Origin of the sequence: Vibrio sp. TBV020 (assembly GCF_046056895.1) — a bacterium.
Lineage (GTDB): Bacteria > Pseudomonadota > Gammaproteobacteria > Enterobacterales > Vibrionaceae > Vibrio.
This window is the reverse complement of sequence record NZ_JBEEAQ010000003.1, coordinates 3,111,608-3,127,964: the sequence shown is the minus strand read 5'-3', so window position 1 is coordinate 3,127,964 and position 16,357 is coordinate 3,111,608. Positions and strand designations below refer to the sequence as shown.

16 protein-coding genes are annotated in these 16,357 nt (G+C 43.5%); all 16 read left to right on the top strand.

Features of this window, described 5'->3' with window-relative positions:
* Window position 1 precedes the first annotated feature (1 nt).
* The 16 genes from AAFX28_RS22305 to AAFX28_RS22230 all read left to right on the top strand — a co-directional run bounded on the left by AAFX28_RS22305 (window position 2) and on the right by AAFX28_RS22230 (window position 16,347).
* On the top strand, window positions 2–841 hold the full coding sequence (locus AAFX28_RS22305; protein ID WP_408690709.1) for an ExeA family protein: 840 nt from the start codon (window positions 2–4) through the stop codon (window positions 839–841).
* 3 nt (window positions 842–844) lie between these two features.
* Window positions 845–1,921 carry a tetratricopeptide repeat protein gene (locus AAFX28_RS22300; RefSeq protein WP_408690708.1) on the top strand — a complete coding sequence of 359 codons (1,077 nt, stop codon included), beginning with the start codon at window positions 845–847 and terminating at the stop codon, window positions 1,919–1,921.
* Window positions 1,911–3,635 (top strand): GspE/PulE family protein, encoded by a 1,725-nt coding sequence (locus AAFX28_RS22295; RefSeq protein ID WP_408690707.1) that lies wholly within the window; start codon window positions 1,911–1,913, stop codon window positions 3,633–3,635. The genes AAFX28_RS22300 and AAFX28_RS22295 overlap by 11 nt, the downstream gene beginning before the upstream one ends.
* 9 nt (window positions 3,636–3,644) lie before the next feature.
* Window positions 3,645–4,865 (top strand): type II secretion system F family protein, encoded by a 1,221-nt coding sequence (locus AAFX28_RS22290; protein WP_408690706.1) that lies wholly within the window; start codon window positions 3,645–3,647, stop codon window positions 4,863–4,865.
* Window positions 4,849–5,328 carry an MSHA biogenesis protein MshF gene (locus AAFX28_RS22285; RefSeq protein WP_408690705.1) on the top strand — a complete coding sequence of 160 codons (480 nt, stop codon included), beginning with the start codon at window positions 4,849–4,851 and terminating at the stop codon, window positions 5,326–5,328. Before AAFX28_RS22290 ends, AAFX28_RS22285 begins: the two co-directional genes overlap by 17 nt.
* A 79-nt stretch (window positions 5,329–5,407) precedes the next feature.
* The gene (locus tag AAFX28_RS22280) at window positions 5,408–5,974 is read left to right on the top strand and encodes a prepilin-type N-terminal cleavage/methylation domain-containing protein (protein WP_408690704.1); all 567 of its coding nucleotides are present in this window, start codon (window positions 5,408–5,410) and stop codon (window positions 5,972–5,974) included.
* Between the two features lie 34 nt (window positions 5,975–6,008).
* The gene (locus tag AAFX28_RS22275) at window positions 6,009–6,494 is read left to right on the top strand and encodes a type II secretion system protein (RefSeq protein ID WP_408690703.1); all 486 of its coding nucleotides are present in this window, start codon (window positions 6,009–6,011) and stop codon (window positions 6,492–6,494) included.
* Window positions 6,495–6,656: 162 nt separating this feature from the next.
* Window positions 6,657–7,178 carry a type II secretion system protein gene (locus AAFX28_RS22270; protein ID WP_408690702.1) on the top strand — a complete coding sequence of 174 codons (522 nt, stop codon included), beginning with the start codon at window positions 6,657–6,659 and terminating at the stop codon, window positions 7,176–7,178.
* Window positions 7,178–7,555, top strand: a complete 378-nt coding sequence (locus tag AAFX28_RS22265) for an MSHA biogenesis protein MshD (protein WP_408690701.1) — start codon at window positions 7,178–7,180, stop codon at window positions 7,553–7,555. Before AAFX28_RS22270 ends, AAFX28_RS22265 begins: the two co-directional genes overlap by 1 nt.
* The gene (locus AAFX28_RS22260; RefSeq protein ID WP_408690700.1) at window positions 7,555–8,265 is read left to right on the top strand and encodes a type II secretion system protein J; all 711 of its coding nucleotides are present in this window, start codon (window positions 7,555–7,557) and stop codon (window positions 8,263–8,265) included. The genes AAFX28_RS22265 and AAFX28_RS22260 overlap by 1 nt, the downstream gene beginning before the upstream one ends.
* Window positions 8,255–8,701 (top strand): MSHA biogenesis protein MshP, encoded by a 447-nt coding sequence (locus AAFX28_RS22255; RefSeq protein ID WP_408690699.1) that lies wholly within the window; start codon window positions 8,255–8,257, stop codon window positions 8,699–8,701. The genes AAFX28_RS22260 and AAFX28_RS22255 overlap by 11 nt, the downstream gene beginning before the upstream one ends.
* A 5-nt stretch (window positions 8,702–8,706) precedes the next feature.
* Window positions 8,707–13,167 (top strand): DUF6701 domain-containing protein, encoded by a 4,461-nt coding sequence (locus tag AAFX28_RS22250; RefSeq protein WP_408690698.1) that lies wholly within the window; start codon window positions 8,707–8,709, stop codon window positions 13,165–13,167.
* A 151-nt stretch (window positions 13,168–13,318) separates the two neighbouring features.
* Window positions 13,319–14,362: a rod shape-determining protein gene (locus tag AAFX28_RS22245; RefSeq protein WP_004415753.1), complete on the top strand. Its 1,044-nt coding sequence runs from the start codon at window positions 13,319–13,321 to the stop codon at window positions 14,360–14,362.
* A gap of 56 nt (window positions 14,363–14,418) precedes the next feature.
* The gene (gene mreC, locus AAFX28_RS22240; protein ID WP_408690697.1) at window positions 14,419–15,288 is read left to right on the top strand and encodes a rod shape-determining protein MreC; all 870 of its coding nucleotides are present in this window, start codon (window positions 14,419–14,421) and stop codon (window positions 15,286–15,288) included.
* Window positions 15,289–15,294: 6 nt separating this feature from the next.
* The gene (gene mreD / locus AAFX28_RS22235; RefSeq protein WP_408690696.1) at window positions 15,295–15,783 is read left to right on the top strand and encodes a rod shape-determining protein MreD; all 489 of its coding nucleotides are present in this window, start codon (window positions 15,295–15,297) and stop codon (window positions 15,781–15,783) included.
* A gap of 3 nt (window positions 15,784–15,786) precedes the next feature.
* Window positions 15,787–16,347 carry a Maf family protein gene (locus AAFX28_RS22230; RefSeq protein WP_408690695.1) on the top strand — a complete coding sequence of 187 codons (561 nt, stop codon included), beginning with the start codon at window positions 15,787–15,789 and terminating at the stop codon, window positions 16,345–16,347.
* Window positions 16,348–16,357 lie beyond the last annotated feature (10 nt).

The following is a 16,357-nucleotide window of genomic DNA, read 5'->3' as shown; positions in this document are numbered from 1 at the left end:
GATGTATCTCGACCATTTTGGGTTTGAATCGCTACCTTTTCATTTAACTCCGGATACGGAGCTGTTTTTGGGGTTAGCTCCCCATTATGAAGCGATTCAAACTGTCAACGCTGCGCTTGAAATGGGCGAGGGGCTAATCAAAGTGACGGGTGAGGTGGGCACTGGTAAAACGATGATCTGCCGGGTGATGGTTAAGCACTTTAAGCCTCATATTCAATTGGTCTTTTTACCTAACCCTGCCTTAGATGGTGATAGGCTTCGAGTCGCGGTGGCGAAGGAGCTTGGTATTGAGGTTATTGATACGACATCAATTGTTGAAGATATTCAGCGACGCCTTATCGAGTTAACAAAGCAAGGCCGACAGACTGTGGTGTTGGTCGATGAAGCGCAAGCTTTGAGTGATGACGCTTTAGAGGTTCTTAGGCTATTTGGAAACTTAGAAACTGAGCAGTCCAAATTATTACAAATTGTGTTGTTTGGGCAACCAGAGTTGGACGAGCGCTTATCCCAATATCACTTACGACAGTTTCGCCAAAGGATTACCTTTAGTGCTCAGTTACGGGGGTTAACCTTGGATGAAGCGGTGGCCTATATCGATAATCGGTTGTCGAAGTCAGGTGGAAGAGAAAGCTTATTTACTCTTAATCAGAAAAAAGCGATTTGGCGAGCTAGTAAAGGTTACCCGAGATTGATTAATCAAATTTGTCATAAAGCGTTTGTGTTGGCTTACAGTCAAAAAGCCTCAAATATTTCTAATGCCTATTTATTTGATGCTATCCATGACACTTACGATAGCTGCAAACCAAAATTTAAAAGCCCGCGATTGTGGGGGTGGAGTTAAACCATGAGTGCGATTAATAATGCGCTTTCTGAACTGGCTAAAGAAAAGTCGACAGCAACTGACAGTATCACTCGAGCAGATGTTAAGCCAGTTAAACAAAGGGCAATCCTACCTTGGGTCATTGGTAGCTTTGGTGTGAGCCTTGCCGTAGGAGGTTGGGCGGTGTCTCAGCAGGCGCCAGTGGTCACTCAGGTTCAAACACTACCAGCTCCTATTGTTGTGGTTAATAGTGATGATATTGTATCGCCGACAACAAAAGTGAGTGCCGATAAACAGCCTATTTATCAAGCTCAAAGTCGTGATGCAGTTGTGGAAACGGCTATTAAAGCAAATGCTGAAATCTCTCCAGTCATCGTAAAAGCTTCACCTTCTGTTTCAAAAGTGCATGCGGAGCCTACCCTTGTTGCTCGAGTGGATGTCCCTGTTAAATCGAATGCAGCGAAGCCAGCGAGTGGTGGTCAAGTTGTGATTGAGCAGGTTGAGTTAACTCCGGAACAACTGTCGCAGAAGGCTCAAGAGCGGGCAAAGAAAGCCCTAGATAGCAATAATTTGGCTGAAGCGCTAAAAAGCTATAATGAAGCGCTTCGTTACACCCCTTTAAATGCAGATGTTCGTAAACGACTTTCGGCGCTTTATTACGGTAAAGGGGAAGTTCGTAAAGCGGCAGAAATCCTGCAAAAAGGCATTGCGCTCGACTCTAACAATGCGAGGTTGCGTTTATCTTTGGCAAAAATGTTGATGAAAGAAAAACAAAGTGGCGCTGCACTGACAGTACTGAGTGTTTTGCCTGATTCAGCTTCTACTGAGTATTTGTCTTTGCGGGCGGTGTTAGCTCAGAAAGCAAAGCAAGATGAATTGGCACTTGAAAGCTATAAAAAGTTAGTGGAAAGGGAACCAGAAAGTGGTCGTTGGTGGCTAGGGTTAGGCATTCAGCAAGAGCGAGCCTTCGATCTGGGTTCGGCGAAAGAATCTTATCAACAAGCGATAACCAAACTGGGATTATCGAGCCAAACACAGCAGTTTATTCGTGACCGATTAACGCTTATCAGCCGCCTAGAGGAACAACCTAGTGAAAATTAAACTAAGAAAACGACTTGGTGACTTGTTAGTCGAAGAAGGCATTATCACCGAGCAGCAGGTTGAACAAGCGCTAAACGCACAGAAAACCACGGGCAGAAAACTGGGGGCCGCGCTGATTGAGCTTGGTTTCTTAAGTGAACATCAAATGCTGACCTTTTTGTCACAGCAATTGGATATTCCGCTGATTGATTTAAGTCGTGCGGATGTTGATGTAGAGGCGGTTCAACTGCTACCAGAAGTGCATGCTCGCCGTTTGAGAGCATTAGTTATCGGTCGTCAGATAGATACCTTACGTGTTGCTATGAGTGACCCAGCCGACCTTTTCGCTCAAGAAGCGCTACTAGGTCAATTAGGCCAGTACGGTATTGAGTTTGTTATTGCCCCAGAAAAGCAGCTAGTTGAAGGCTTTGACCGCTATTATCGACGCACCAAAGAAATTGCCTCATTTGCGGAACAGCTACAAGCTGAACACCAGGTTACCGAAGCGTTTGATTTCAGTATTGAAGGTGATGACAGCGAAGAAGTTACAGTTGTAAAACTGATCAACTCACTCTTTGAAGATGCGATTCAAGTAGGCGCATCCGATATTCATATTGAACCTGATTCGAATGTACTGCGTTTACGTCAACGTATTGATGGGGTACTCCACGAAACGCTACTCAATGAAGTTAATATTGCCTCTGCACTGGTATTGCGCCTCAAGCTAATGGCAAACCTTGATATATCAGAAAAGCGTTTACCACAAGATGGGCGCTTTAATATTCGAGCGAAAGGTCAGTCAGTTGATATCCGTATGTCGACTTTGCCAGTTCAACATGGTGAAGCGGTAGTTATGCGTCTGCTTAATCAATCTGCCGGTGTTCGTAAACTCGAGCTGTCTGGTATTCCTGACCATTTATTAGAGCGCTTACGCCGCCAACTACGTCGTCCGCATGGGATGATCTTAGTTACAGGTCCAACAGGTTCCGGTAAAACCACAACGCTTTATGGTGCGTTGAGTGAGCTAAATGAGCCGGGTAAAAAGATCATCACCGCAGAAGATCCGGTGGAGTATCGTTTACCACGTATTAGTCAGGTTCAGGTGAACCCTAAAATCGACCTCGATTTCTCAACCGTACTAAGAACCTTCCTTCGTCAAGACCCAGACATCATCCTTGTTGGTGAGATGCGTGACCAAGAAACGGTAGAAATTGGTTTGCGAGCAGCTCTAACCGGTCACTTAGTCTTAAGTACGCTCCATACTAACGACGCCGTTGATAGTGCATTGCGAATGATGGACATGGGCGCCCCAGGGTATTTGGTTGCCAGTGCTGTTCGTGCCGTTGTTGCTCAGCGCTTGGTTCGTAAGGTTTGTCCAGACTGTAAAACGGAAGATGTTTTAGATGACTCCCGCAAACAATGGCTTGCACAGCGCTTCCCGAATCAAGTTGGCAGTAGCTTCGTTAAAGGACGAGGCTGTCAGAACTGTAATTTGACGGGCTATCGCGGACGAGTCGGTGTTTTTGAGCTGCTAGAGCTTGAGCAGGATATGATGGATATGCTGCGTGCAAATGACGCGGTGGGGTTCTCTCGAGTTGCTCGTCAATCTGAAAATTACAAACCATTATTAGCGTCTGCCATGGAGTTAGCGCTTGATGGTGTTGTGAGTTTTGGGGAAGTTATGAGCTTAGGTGAGGGTGATTCATCAGGCTTTGAACAAGCGATCTATATTTAGGTTTAGATTATGCCAAGTTTTCATTATCAAGGGCGAAATGCCGACGGCTCTTCAGTCTCAGGAAACCTAGAAGCACCAACCGAAGATGCGGTCATTGAGCAGTTGATGAATAAAGGCATTATTCCTGTCAGTATTAAAGCTGGTAGCGGAAAAAGTGCGTTTGATATTGACCTGAAAACCCTGTTTACGCCAGCTGTACCACTTGAAGTGCTGGTGATTTTTTGTCGCCAGTTATATAGCTTGACTAAGGCTGGGGTTCCATTGCTTCGCTCTATGAAAGGTCTGAGTCAAAACAGCGCGAATAAGCAATTACAAGAAGCGTTAGAAGATGTGACGCAAGAACTGACCAATGGTCGAAGCTTATCTAGCTCAATGCAGATGTTTCCCAAGGTGTTCAGCCCATTGTTTGTCTCTATGATTCATGTTGGTGAAAATACAGGTCGATTAGATGAAGCGTTACTCCAACTTGCCAATTACTATGAACAAGAGGTCGAAACTCGTAAGCGAATTAAAACTGCAATGCGTTATCCGACTTTTGTCATCAGTTTTATTATGGTGGCAATGTTTGTACTTAACGTGAAAGTGATTCCACAGTTTTCCAGCATGTTTGCTCGCTTTGGTGTAGATCTTCCGTTACCTACTAGAATATTGATAGCCACCTCAGAATTTTTTGTAAATTACTGGATGATGATGGTAGCTGGAATGGTCGCGATGGGTTTTGCTTTTAAGGCGTGGCTCAATACTGCAAATGGACGAGAAAAGTGGGATAAATTTCGCTTACGTATGCCTGTCGTCGGTGAGTTAATTAACCGAGCCCAGCTGTCTCGTTTTTCTCGTACCTTTGCTCTAATGCTAAAAGCAGGTGTACCGCTGAACCAGTCTTTAGCTCTTTCAGCAGAAGCATTAGGGAACAAATTTTTAGAAAACAGACTGTTAGAAATGAAGTCTTCGATAGAAGCGGGCGGCACTATTTCATCAACGGCAATTAATAGTGGTGTGTTTACACCGCTAGTAATCCAAATGATATCTGTTGGTGAAGAAACAGGCCGCATTGATGAGCTGTTATTGGAAGTGGCTGATTTCTACGATCGTGAAGTGGACTATGATTTGAAAACCCTGACAGCGAGAATTGAGCCAATTTTGCTTGTTATTGTTGCAGGTATGGTATTGATTTTAGCGCTAGGTATTTTCCTACCTATGTGGGGAATGCTCGATGCCATCAAAGGCTAGTCTGGTTACCAACCTTGAGCGTTCACGCTTGGTCATTTGGCTTTTAGTTATTACCATTTTGATCATGAGCTTTTTACTTGCTTGGCAAAATGTTGAAAGTGAAGCCAATGACACAGCCTTTTTGGTTGCGAGCAAACGAGTGATTGAGCGTGCGGGGTATTATAAGCAGCAATGGTTGCTTTCAGGGCAAAAGCCAACGGTGGAATTAGAAGGCAGAGTGCTTACTTATTCGAGCTCTGGGTGGGTAACCCCGTTGAATAAGGAGCAGCAGCAAGATTGCACATATTGGCTTGAAGTTCTGTACCCCGAAAGGAAAGTGTTAGGCAACGCTCCAATAGAAGTTGAAAGTGAAATTATGGATCAGGGTTATCTCTGCAATTATTTATATAATCAAAATAGATTTATTTCTATTAGCTTGATTGATAATAAGTTTTCTGCAAAAGTCGGTTTTTTGGCGAATTGATATTTTGACGTGTTGAATAGTAGCGTAATTGTATATTTTCCGTATAATACGGTGTTCTAAATAGTGAGTAGTGATTATTATGTTTAACAAACAATCTGGTTTTTCTTTAGTTGAGCTAGTGGTCGTTATTGTCGTAGTAGGCTTATTAGCAGTAGCGGCGTTGCCTCGCTTTTTAGATGTAACAGATGAAGCTAAGAAAGCCAGTATTGAAGGTGTGGCTGGTGGCTATGCTACTGGTGTGCTGTCTGCGCGAGCCCAATGGGAAGCAGAAGCTAGACCATCTGTGACAATCAACACAACAGTGCGTAATACAGTTAATTATGATGGTGTTGATTTTTGGCTAACAAGCTCTGATCAAACAGGTGGTGATTTCCGTGATGGCTACCCTTATGGCATCAATACCGATAATAGTAGTTTTCCTACAAGCCTAGACGACGATGCCTGTATTGATCTGATGGAAAACTTACTACAGAATCCTCCTCGAGTTGGAACAGTCGCTGAGGCTGAGTCTGATTCGAATTTTAAATATTCTGCGCAAGCTGATAATGGCGCTTCTACATGTACTTATGTACAACAAGAAGGCAATAGCAACCATCAGTTCGTGTATGAAATTGAGACTGGTCGTGTGACCGTAACTTTGCAGTAGTGCTGCAAATATTATCCATAGAGAGAGTTAAACTATGAAAAGACAAGGCGGTTTCACCCTAATCGAACTAGTGGTGGTAATTGTTATTCTAGGTATTCTTGCAGTAACTGCAGCACCTCGTTTCTTGAATCTACAACAAGATGCTCGTCAAGCATCTTTGCAAGGCCTAAAAGGTGCTATTGATGGCGCGGCTGGTATTGTTTATGGTAAGGCAGCTATTGAAGGGGAAGAAACCTCAACTGTAGCTGTCGATGTAGACAATATAGAGACTATTTTTGGCTACCCGACTGCATCAAATGATGGTATCGGTGAAGCTGTTGTCGGTTTTACTAATGATTGGAGTAGTGCAGTTGTTTCTGGCGCAACACCAGCATCTATTGTAGTGACTTTCCGAGACGCTACTCTTACTGACGATACTGACATAACGGCTACAAACTGTTATGTGACTTACACACAAGCAAGCGGAACTGAAACTAACGAAGCGGCTGTTGCTGCTGTAACAGATGTCTCTGGTTGTTAGAGCAAATTTACTATGTACATCAAAAGGCCAGCCCTCGCTGGCCTTTTCTTTATCTGTTCAAATCAATTTCTAAATCCTTCTCAAACTGTCGCAAAAGCTTCCCTTTCTTTTATTTTCTCTTTTATACTGTATAAGTAGAAAAATTAATCACTTAGGTGTTTCATGGAAGCAAAGCCTATCTCTTCTCATCAGGGCTTTACTCTTACTGAGTTAGTCGTTGTTATTCTGTTATTGGCCATCGTGTCGTTAGTGGCAGCTACACGCTTTTCCGGACGCCAAGACTACGAGTTATATGCCTTGCAAGATCAAACCATGGCATTGGTACGACAAATTCAAGTGAATCGTATGCAATATAATGGTGAAAATACCAATCAGAACTTTATTTTAGCGACACAAACTATTGATGGTACAACAACCAACTGCCTAGGCTCTGTTGAAGCCTGTGGGCTGACACTCAATCGAGCAGAACAAAGAAGCGATGTTATTCTTACTGAGAGTTATCAGTTCACCATAACCGCAAATAATAACCGGGTAAGCTTTGACTTATTTGGTAACCCAACCAGTGCCATAGTCGAAGGCGGCAATGTTGATATTCGAATTTCAACACTCGATGGTAATAATAGCTCTTGGGTCTGTATTAATAGTGCAGGTTTTGTCTTCCCACAAAACTCGGGGTGCATCTGATGAGAAAAAACGTCGGGGGATTTACCTTATTTGAAGCTGTCATAGTGACCATTATTCTTGGTCTTGCTGTAGTGACCTTTTCATCTTTTCTCGCTCCGCAATTATCACAGTCAGGGGAATATCATTACTTTTCTCGAAGCGCGGCCCTTGGACAAAGTGTGATGACTGAGATGTTGTCTATTGATACCAACGTCACCTCTCTTGCCAGCGCGGCTGATGATATTGTGGCAAATTTAGGTCCTGACTATGCAAACTTTGAACTCGAGATAGATATTAACCCTGCAAGCGGAGCTGCAAACTTACAACAAATTACTTTGAATATAACAGCAAGCAGCCAGTCTCCAGTGACGTTCACAGGGTTTAGAGGAGAGTACTAGTGAAAGTCAAAGGTTTTACTCTGATTGAAATGGTGCTGGCTTTAATCGTGTCAGGAATATTGTTACTTGGTATCGCAAACTTCACCAATATAGGTGTGACTGGTTATTTTGGTTCGGTAGAGCGCTATAGGTTACAAACAGAGGCCACATTCGTATTAGAGAAAATGTCGCGTGAAATTCGTCATGCTGTCCCTAATATGTTTGTCGATGATAACAGCAACTGCGTGTCGTTTTATCCAATTTTAGATTCTGGTTTTTATGCCGTTTCTGGTGCAGATATCAACTTTATAGTGAGCGATACAGACTCAGTAAGTGGTGCTGCCAATACACAGTGGCTGGTGATTAATCCAACTCGAACAACGGTTAATCTAAACGACCTAGAAAATGCTTTTCAGACTGTGGACGCTGAAAGTATTGATGACAACGTATTTAGCTTAACCAGTGGCGCATTAGATCTCGTCGGAAACTCTGTGAGTAATCGTCATTTTGTTTTCAATGAGAATGAGATGGCGACATATTGCATCAATGGACCAACGGTTACCCGTAACGGAACATTGATTACAGATAAACTGGCAGCAACAGGTAATACACTCACTTATCAACCTGCAACGGTTCAAAATAGCGGTATTGTAAATGTTACTTTAACGTTTGAAATGAATGGTGAATCTTCCACCTATAATCAAGATATACAGGTGATCAATGTCCCGTAAATCAAAGCAAAATGGCAGTATGCTGATCATTGTTATCTTCGTCATTTTGGTGATGGGTTACCTTGCGACAAGCTTGAATCTCACCAGTTGGTCTAGCCGCGATTCGACGACACGAAGTATTTTAGGTACTCAAGCTTGGCTATTGAGCCATTCAGCAAATGAGTATGTCTTGACCATTATGTATCCTGATCAAAATACGGACGATGTCGGTGCAGTATGTACTAGTAATCGCTTAGATTTGGGCGGGGATATAAGAACTTTTATTGAAAGCGAATTGATGACAAGCGCGACTGCTAATTGTCAGTTACAAGCACTAGAGTGTGATGATAGAGGTGAGCTAGATGCTCAAACCTTCTATATTTTGGAATCAACGGTGAGTTGCGGAACGGGTATTCATGAAGTACAGCGTAGTCAGCAAGTGTGGTTGAGGGAGTAATGAACATGTTTCGAAAACTAGTTGGCGCAGTGACTCTTTCTCTATTGAGTGTTAGTGCTCATGCTGAACTTTTTCCTGGTGGGGTTTGTCCGAGTGCCAGTGTGCAAACGTGGAGTGGCAGTGGTGGCGAGGTTGAATTTAAAGATGATGGCTACATTCGCAATTCAGCAGGGGTTGGCTTTAGTTCAATAAAGAAAAATCATGATGAGTCTTGTGGACGAAATGCTTGCTCTGCCGATAGTTCAAAAATTCTGGCTCAATCACCTAATTTTGCGATTCCAAACAGTGCTACCAATATTGAGTCATTACCCGGTGTTCCGAACTTTGTTTCTGGTAACAAGATCAAGCTAGATAATCACGACAGTATTGTCATTCCGAGTGGGACTTACTTTACAACAAAAGAAATAGAATTAAAGGATGATTCAAGTCTAAGAGTATCTGGCGACGTCATTCTCTATGTTGATAAGTTCAAAATGAAAGATGACTCCTTCATTCGTTACAACAGAGGCAACAGTGGCAATGAATTCTTTCTAGTAGGTACAGATAAGTCTCATATTAAAATTGAAACGGAAAATTATGCTTACGCACACATTGTTTCTGATGATCATGTTGATTTAGAAGACGATGTTTATTTTACAGGTACCATAACGGGTAAAAAAGTACACTTGAAGGATGACTCGATCTTAAATACGCAGCTTCCAGCGAATTGCGACCACGAGTCACCGATTTATTCGACTAATGCTAAATATGAATTTGGTGTAAAACAGTGTACTGGGATGCCTTGTGAAATTGAGTTTCTCGAAGATTATGAGATAGCACCTCTAGTCTTCGTCATGCCAACAGTCAGAACAACCGACCCCGATTATGATGCACCTTCTCGATTGCAGATAACTTCGTCAATTGATGAAAACTCGTCCAGTGTATGGATAGACCAAGATAGCCAACCTGACTTGCGCTTTTCGTACCAAGAAGTTCCGATGACAGAAATTAGCTACTTTATTATTGAGCCCGGAACAGTAGAAATTGATGGTCACAAACTGGTTGCTGGTTATGTCGATACTAATGCAGCGATTCGTAGGAGAGGTAGTGTTAACGAAGCTATTGTTCCTTATTCCCGGTTCGGTGGTGAAGGGTTTAATTCGACTCCAGTCGTACTCCATCAAATACAAACTAATGCCAACTCTCAAGCTTGGATGACATCAGGTCGCCGACATCAAGGGAATCAGTTCAATGAAGTTAGGCTGTTTATCGAACTCTCTGCGACAGGAAACCCTAATTTTAATAATCAAATCGAAAGGTTAGCATTCCTGGCAGCTGAACCATCAGGGAAATTGGCGAGTAAGAATAGTTTCATTCAATTTGAGCACTTCGATATCGTGAGGCAATCGGGCACATACAGTTCTCTTCTTGATGGCTGCAGAAACTCGAAAGCGACCACTGCGTTGACTGAAATAACGGGTATTATTGGTAACAAACAACAACGTTTAGGTAGCGATGGTGGCTGGATACGTCGATGTGAAATTAATGGCAATGAAGCCACTTTTGCAATGGATGAAGACCGGTATGAACGTAGTCATATCCCTGAACTAGGGGGATATTTAGCATTTCAGAAGAATACCATTGAGCTTCCTCCTGTTTGTAGTGTCACGCCATTTGCAGTTCAATCTTGGGATCATTCAAGTGAGTTAACCTGGACATCAACTACGACGGGAATTCAAATCAATGGGACATATAACCGTTCAGGTGCGGTCGGTATTCGTTTAGATCCAAGCAACCCCAACAATCCGACAGATCCGAACAGCTTTAAGCAGTGTGACGGTGGAAGATGTATCGAGTCTGATAATCTATATGTATCTGAACCTGATGTAGTTTCTGTTGATTGGACGACAGGGAATGACTTCACCGCTGGTAGTGGTAGCCATAATTTAGCAGGTGGAACCTATAATACAGTTTCAACTGGTGGTGACGGCCGCATAACATTAACGGATGACCTTTACTATATTGAGCACTTAATTGTGACTGGTAGTGGCTCAATCACGCTTTCGAAAGACACAACATTAATCGTCAACACTTTCACCCTGAATGGTGGTGCAAGGTTTAATAATAATGGCTACTCGATGAGACTTTGGGCAGAGAACAAAGGCTCTTCTTCTGCATCTGTAGTGGTAAAACATAGTTTAACTGCAGACGTGTTTAGTAGAGGAACCGTCGAAGTGTCTAGCGGTCAAGGTGTCATCAACGGACGTGTGACAGCCATGGATGTCACTTTAAAACCAGATGGAAAAATCATTAATAATGATCTGAGCTGTCCGGTTGAAACGTCGGACTATGAAGTCGTTATGTCTCCGGAAATCGATATTGCTTTAACCTGTGAGGCGATCACAGCGACTGCAAAGGTATACAACAATAAGGTCATTGACACTTCGTTTAACGGCACAGTGACTTTGTCATCAAATGGAAATACGCTTGATACAGCGACCGCTCAATCTGGTGTGGCAACATTCTCTGTTAGCTCTAATGTTGTCCAAGCAATAGACGCAATGGCTAGTATCACGATCACCGGGCAAGACTATGTATCTAATACTGTTAATTATCAGTTTGTTCCGGAACGTTTTGAAATTTTGCCAACCCCTTTAAACCTAATTGCAGGTCGTTCACAAGCTATCACTATCTCCCCACTAGAATGTGATGCAGGGGGAACACCTATCTCAGATACTAGCTACTTGGGTGATTCGGAAGTGTCTTTATCGAATATTTCTTATATTTATCCAAGTACTCCTTTGAATTCAGCATCAATTGAAATACTCGATAAAGATGGTAACTGGGTCAGCTCTCCAAGCGCAGGCATCACACCTCTTGATCTGACTTTCGTTTCTGAGAGTGGGAAAGTGGTAGCGAATACTGAAATTAAATACGCAGAAGCTGGCCAGGTAACATTCACTCTTAGTGATAAACAATGTATTACCGATGAAGATGGTGGTGAGAAGTGTAAAGAATATACAGGCACGAAAGAGGTTAAATCTCGACCTTGGACATTTGCAGTTTGTCCTCCTCCAAGTACTAATGGTACTGATGGTGATAGTTCTGGTGGATTTGGTTTTATGCCTGCCCGCGAGACATTCTCTCTTAATGTAAAACCTGTTGTTTGGAGTGCTGCTTTAGACATAAATGTTGACAGTAATGGTCAAACTGGCCCATTGCGTTTATTACAAAAGCTATCTAATTCTCCATTCTGTGGTTTAGCGACGACAGAAAACTTCTATGTGGATGACTCCGCGATCAATGCTCCTGTTGAGTTGGAGCATAGTCTTGCAACGCCAAGTAACGGTACTGCTGGTGAAATGAGTGGTGGTGATGCAATTGAAAACCACAGCACAACAACCGAGCTTGAATTTACCAATATATCGGTAACAGAGGTGGGAAGTTTTCATTTCCAGGCTCAGTCAAGTAATACATTCTATGACGCGATTGAAGGAGGGATTGATCCCGGAGCGAGAGAGCTTGGTCGATTCTATCCACGCTATTTTCAAGTCGTGGGTGAAGATTGGGACTACTTTGGTGCTCAAACGGCTTTCAATTACATGAATCAGAACTTTGACCAAGTGAGTTTTGATGTTGAAGCTCTCTCTTCGTCAGGTTTAACTACGCCACAAGGGGTTGAGAACTACCAGCACTTTGCGCCAGCAGTTCAAGCTCGCTTCAACCTTTATGACAATGTGATGCCAAATAGGTTGTTGTTCCCTGACTTTGGCAATGCGTCTTGGGCGGGGACAGGAGAAAGTATAGGTACTTTCTCTGCCACGCCAACCGGCCACTGTAGTGATGGCAATGCTAACAGTTTGTGCTGGAGTAAGGCAGATACTGCTATTGGCTATGAAGATGGGCCATTTAATGATGGAGCTGGAAGTGAATCAACAGATATTCGTATTGCACTAGAAAGTGGTCCTGACCCAGTAGAGTTTTGGGACAACGGCGATCAACTAGATTCTCAGCCTGTACTTCGTTTCGGCCGTGTCGTTCTGGATAGTGTGGGTGGTACAGTGAATAGTACGCTTACGATTCCGCTGCGCGTTGAGTTTTGGAATGGTGATAGGTTTGTTGCCAATGATGATGACTCAATGACGGTTGTTGAATCAGTTAATGACTCTTCAGCGAATGTAGATATTTGGGTTGAGGAAAATCAAACTGCAGATACCTTGACGCTTAACGGGACTGGAACCGTGGTGGGTGGAGAGTCAGATGGTATTACTGTTACTCATTCCACTCAGGTTCGTCAGAAAACGCAGATGTGGCTCGAGCTTGATAGCGGTGCCAATGATATGCCTTGGCTACGCTATAACTGGGATATTGAAACAGGGGTTACCCCTGCGGTTGAAGAAGATCCATCGAGTGTGGTCACATTTGGTATTTTCCGTGGTAATGATCGAGTGATCTTCAGAGGTGAACGTAATCTAATTGGCCAATAATAATTGCAAATTCTGGCCTTAAGTAAGGAATATGTTAGAAATTGCGGGTTTCAGCCCATGTTTACACTTCAATGCCTTGCTGTGACGGCAAGGCATTGGTACATTTAGTGCAATTTTCTATCTTCTAATTCTTTCAGGACGAGCGAAGAATATGTTCAAAAAACTTCGTGGCATATTTTCAAATGACCTATCTATCGATTTAGGTACTGCCAACACTCTTATCTACGTTAAAGGACAGGGTATTGTTCTAGACGAGCCTTCAGTAGTCGCAATTCGCCAAGACCGCAATCGTGCGGGTAAAAGCGTTGCCGCAGTTGGTCATGCTGCAAAACAAATGTTGGGTCGTACACCAGGAAACATCTCTGCAATCCGTCCTATGAAAGATGGCGTTATCGCTGACTTCTACGTGACAGAAAAGATGCTTCAGCACTTTATCAAGCAAGTTCATGACAATAGCGTACTAAAACCAAGTCCTCGTGTACTGGTATGTGTACCTTGTGGTTCGACTCAGGTTGAGCGTCGTGCTATTCGTGAGTCTGCGCTTGGTGCGGGTGCACGTGAAGTTTACCTAATTGACGAGCCAATGGCGGCGGCAATCGGTGCTGGTCTACGTGTATCAGAACCAACAGGTTCAATGGTCGTTGATATTGGTGGTGGTACAACAGAAGTTGCAGTTATCTCGCTAAATGGTGTGGTTTACTCTTCTTCAGTACGTATCGGCGGTGACCGCTTTGATGAAGCAATTATCAACTACGTGCGTCGTAACTACGGTAGTTTGATCGGTGAAGCAACGGCTGAAAAAATCAAACATGAGATTGGTTCTGCATATCCAGGTGACGATGTAGAAGAGATCGAAGTTCGCGGTCGCAACCTTGCTGAAGGTGTACCACGTAGCTTCTGTCTAAACTCAAATGAAATCCTAGAAGCACTTCAAGAGCCACTAACGGGTATTGTATCTGCTGTAATGGTTGCACTAGAACAGTGTCCACCAGAATTGGCTTCAGACATCTCTGAAAATGGTATGGTTCTAACCGGTGGTGGTGCACTATTGAAAGATCTTGATCGTCTTCTAACGGAAGAGACAGGTATTCCAGTGGTAATCGCAGAAGATCCACTTACTTGTGTTGCACGTGGCGGCGGTAAAGCTTTAGAAATGATCGACATGCACGGTGGCGATCTCTTTAGCGAAGAATAATCGATGCGGCCTCAGTATTGTGCTGAGGTTGGCAAGATACAAGGATCTCACTATTCATGAAGCCTATTTTTGGCCAGGGACCTTCACTTCAGCTACGTCTGTTTTTTGCCGTCATTCTATCAGCCAGCCTTATGCTGGCTGATAGTCGTTTAGGCGCATTTGCTCAAGTACGTTATTTACTCAATAGCATGGTCGCTCCTATCCAATATTTAGCAGACGTGCCAAGAGTCATGTTTGATGGTGCTTATGAACGCTTCAATATCCGTCAGGATTATATGGAAAGTACTCATAGCCTAAAACGCGAAGTGCTGCGTCTTAAAAATGACCTGCTCCTGCTCGACCAATATCGAGAAGAGAATCAGCGCCTAAGAAAGCTATTGGGTTCATCATTTATTCGTGATGAGCGCAAAGTCGTTACTGAAGTAATGGCAGTTGATACCTCTCCATATCGTCACCAAGTTGTGATTGATAAAGGCCAAATAGATGGCGTTTATGTTGGCCAACCTGTCGCTAACGAGAAAGGTATTGTTGGGCAAGTGACGTTCGTATCGGCACACAATAGCCGAGTTCTCTTATTGACCGATAGCTTGAGTGCGATTCCTGTCCAAGTCATTCGAAACGATATTCGTATTATTGCCTCTGGTACCGGTAAGTCTGATCGTATCAACCTTGACCATATCCCAATTAGCTTGGATATCGTAGAAGGCGATTTGCTTGTGACTTCTGGTCTAGGCGGGGTGTACCCTGAAGGCTTCCCAGTAGCCCATGTGGCTGAAGTTGAACGCGACACTAGTCGAGAGTTTGCCCTGATCGAAGCAGAGCCGGTCGTTGATTTTGAGCGCTTGCGTTACCTGCTATTGATTTGGCCGAATGACTCTCGTCAGGAAAAAGTTCAGCAATCTCTGTCTGGAACTATTGAGGAATAAGTAAAAATGGCGAATAGTGTACTAAAAGGCAAGTTTGTCATTGCAGGCTCTTTCCTCGTAGCATTGACACTACAAACAATACCTTGGCCAGGTGTACTTGATATGTTGCGCCCATCTTGGCTATTGCTTGTGACATGTTATTGGGTATTGGCGCTGCCTCATCGAGTGAATGTTGGTACTGCACTGATACTTGGGCTGCTATGGGACCTACTTCTAGGATCGACGCTCGGTATCCGTGGGATGATGATGTCGATCGTCATTTATCTAATAGCGTTAAACTTTTTGGTTATTCGCAACATGGCACTATGGCAGCAGGCTATCCTAATTGGTTTGATGTCAGTTGCTCTCGATGTGCTTATTTTCGGTGGTGAATACCTTATCCAAGATGTGACGTTCAACCCAGTGACAATGTGGAGTGGTTTAATTAACTGCATATTATGGCCTTGGATGTTCCTATTAATGCGTCGAGTAAGACGCCACTGGCATGTGCGATAAATAATGACTAAACCACTGATTTTGGCTTCGGGCTCGCCAAGAAGAAAAGAGTTACTGGCGCAACTGGGTTTTGAATTTTCAGTGTTGAAGACCGACGTTGAGGAGAGTCAAAACCAAGGTGAGACTGCATACAATTATGTCTCGCGCTTGTCGAAAGATAAGGCGATGGCAGCAGTAGAACTTCAGCCAGAATCAGTGGTGTTAGGCTCTGACACGATTGTTGTTTGTGATAACAAGGTGTTAGAAAAACCTGACGACTTAGCGCATGCTAAACAGATGTTATTGATGCTTTCAGGACGAGAGCATCAAGTGATGACCGCAGTAACGGTCGCCACAAAAGAGATTCAAGAAACTGTCGTGGTATCGACAGACGTATGGTTTAAGACCCTGTCAGAGCAAGAAATAGAACGATATTGGCAAACGGGCGAACCATGCGATAAAGCTGGCAGTTATGGAATTCAGGGGATTGGTGGACGTTTTGTAACGCGCATTGAGGGCAGTTACCACGCTGTCGTTGGCCTACCATTGTTTGAAACTGACCAGCTCTTGCACAAATTTTTATAATTTTATTTTT